This is a genomic window from Novosphingobium sp., assembly GCF_025351285.1.
In the GTDB taxonomy this organism is placed as follows: Bacteria; Pseudomonadota; Alphaproteobacteria; order Sphingomonadales; family Sphingomonadaceae; genus Novosphingobium.
On record NZ_JANXWG010000037.1, the window covers coordinates 1 to 2,528 of the forward strand.

Here is a 2,528-nt window from a genome sequence, read left to right on the forward strand (position 1 = left end):
GTGACGAGCTTCAACGCGCTGCTGTTCGTGCGCATCCTGCTGGGCCTTGCCTGTAGCGGGCTGGTGGTAATGCCCGGCGCGATCGTGCGTGACCGGTTTTCGGGCGACACGATGGCGCGGATGAGCTCGACCATCTCGTCGGTGTTCATGATCGTGCCGATCCTGGCACCCAGCGTGGGCCAGGCCGTGCTGTTGTTCGCCGGCTGGCGCTGGATCTTCGCGATCCTGGGCGTGTTCGGCAGCGTGGTGGGGCTGTGGGCCGCGTTCCGCCTGCCCGAAACCTTGAGCGCGCACCACCGCCAGCCTGCAACCGCCATGCAACTGCTGGGCAACATGCGCGAAGCGGCTACGGACAAGGGTGCAATGGGCTATGTCATCGGCAGCGCATTGGTGTTCGGCGCGCTGCTCGGCTACATCAATTCCTCGCAGCAACTGGTGGCCGAACACTTCGGCGCCGGGCCGCTGTTCCCGCTGCTGTTCGGCGCGAGCGCGGTGATGATGAGCATGGCCAGCTTCACCAATTCGCAGATCGTAGAGCGGTTCGGCGCGCGCCGGGTGTCGCACACCGCGCTGCTGATGTTCATCGGCACGTCCGCGCTGCAACTGCTGCTGGCCAGCAGCCCGCACGAAACGCTGTGGCAGTTCATGCCGGTTATGGCGGTGAACTTGTGCCTGCTCGGCTTCATCGGTGCCAACTTCGGTTCGATCGCGCTCCAGCCGTTCGCGCGCATCGCGGGGGCGGCATCATCGGTGCAGGCGTTCGTGCGGATGGTCACGGGGTCGCTGCTCGGAATTTACGTCGGCCAGGCCTTTGACGGCAGCGCCCGCCCGCTCGCCACCGCGCTGCTGAGCTGCGGGTTGATTGCGCTGGCGCTCGTGCTGGTCAGCGAAAACGGCAAGCTGTTCCGCCGGCTCAATCCGCCGGGTACGCCAAGGGCCGTGCCGGGCACGCCGCCGCGCTAGATGGCGGGCGAAGTGCCAGACCAGGGGCCTGTTCGGCACGATGTGCTGGGCTCGCCACTGCAGATGCTGGTGGCCACGCTTGTCTATGTCGGCGTGCTGTTCGTGCTGGCGACGCTCGGCTACATGGCCGCGGGCTGGACGTTGGGCGACGCCGCCTACATGGTGCTGCTGACGATCTTTTCGGTGGGCTTCGGCGAAGTCCACCCGATCGACACCACGTACTTGCGCACGCTCACCTCGATCACGATCGTGCTCGGCTGCACCGGCATGATTGTGCTGACCGGTGCGCTGGTCCAGGTGTTCACGCTGTTCCAGTTCCGCCGCATGATGGGCCTTGATCGCATGATGACCGACATCCAGAAGCTGAACGATCACGTGATCATCTGCGGTTTCGGCCGGATCGGGGTGCAACTGGCCAAGGCGCTGGGCGATGCGCGGCGCGGCTTCGTGATCATCGAACGCAGCGTGGAAAAGGCCAACGAAGCCAAGGCGATGGGCCTGCTGTGCATCGCGGGCGAGGCAACCGACGAAGATACGCTCAAGCTGGCGGGCGTGGACAAGGCGCGCGTGCTGGCCACGGTTCTGCCCGACGATGCCGCCAACGTGTTCATCACCCTGTCTGCCCGAAGCCTCAATCCCAAGCTCGAAATCATCGCGCGCGGCGAGGCGCCGACCACCGAAAACAAGCTGTTCCACGCCGGCGCCGACAAGGTAGTGCTGCCCACGCACATCGGCGCCGAACGGATCGTCGAGATGATTCTGTACCCTTCCACGGTCAACATGATCCACGATTCGTCCGAGATGGCGGCCAGGAAGCGCGCGTTGCAGGACCTGGGGCTCGACCTCGAGGTGGTGATGGCCAGCGAAAAAGGCGCGCTGACCGGCTTGACCGTGGGCGAGGCCGAACGGCGCGGCAGCGGGGCGTTCTTCGTGGTGCAGATCGACCGCAAAGCCGGAGAACCCGGCGCGCAGTCGATCACCCACCCCGGTGAGGACGTCACGATCGAACCCGACGACGCAGTGCTGCTGGTGGTACGCGGCAGCCGGCTGGCGGTGGGTGCGATGTTCACGATGCCCGCCACCTTCATCCGTAGCGGGCGGGCTTCCTAAGCCGCCACCGCCGCCGCAACATCGGTCACCCGCGGCATCCGGTTCCACGCATCCAGCGCGGCAATCTTGTAAGCCTCTGCCAGCGTGGGATAATTGAATGTGTTCTCGACGAAATAGTCGATCGTGCCCTTCAGGTTCAGCACCGCCTGGCCGATGTGGATCAGTTCGGTCGCACCCTCGCCGATGATGTGCACCCCCAGCAGGCGCCGGGTCTTGAGCGAAAACAGCATCTTCATCATGCCCCCGCCCAGCCCCATGATGTGCCCGCGCGACGTCTCTCGAAACCGCGCCACGCCGCATTCGTAAGGGATCGCCCGCGCGCGCACTTCCTGCTCGTTCATGCCCACGGTCGAGATCTCGGGCACCGCGTAAATGCCGTAAGGATAGTATTGCGGCGCCGGCGGCATCGGCAGCCCGAAAGCATGGCACGCGGCGATGCGGCCCTGCTCCATCGA

At 65.5% G+C, this 2,528-nt stretch carries 2 protein-coding genes and 1 pseudogene; 2 read left to right on the forward strand and 1 reads right to left on the reverse strand.

All coding sequences use genetic code 11. The annotated features are described in order from the left end of the window. The coding region (locus Q0R16_RS04345) for an MFS transporter (protein WP_295632463.1) at positions 1-963 on the forward strand (963 nt) is incomplete at its 5' end. Next, positions 964-2,073, forward strand: coding sequence for a TrkA family potassium uptake protein (locus tag Q0R16_RS04350; RefSeq protein WP_295632468.1), 1,110 nt, complete (start codon positions 964-966; stop codon positions 2,071-2,073). Here the strand turns inward: Q0R16_RS04350 and Q0R16_RS04355 are convergent. Further along, positions 2,070-2,528 (reverse strand): annotated as a pseudogene (locus tag Q0R16_RS04355) (Si-specific NAD(P)(+) transhydrogenase); the annotation flags it as partial. The gene Q0R16_RS04350 and the pseudogene Q0R16_RS04355 sit on opposite strands and share 4 nt — an antisense overlap.

Bases quoted from the DNA above. Each gene is read 5' to 3' on its own strand.
- Q0R16_RS04350 (WP_295632468.1), top strand. From the start codon at position 964: ATGGCGGGCGAAGTGCCAGACCAGGGGCCTGTTCGGCACGATGTGCTG.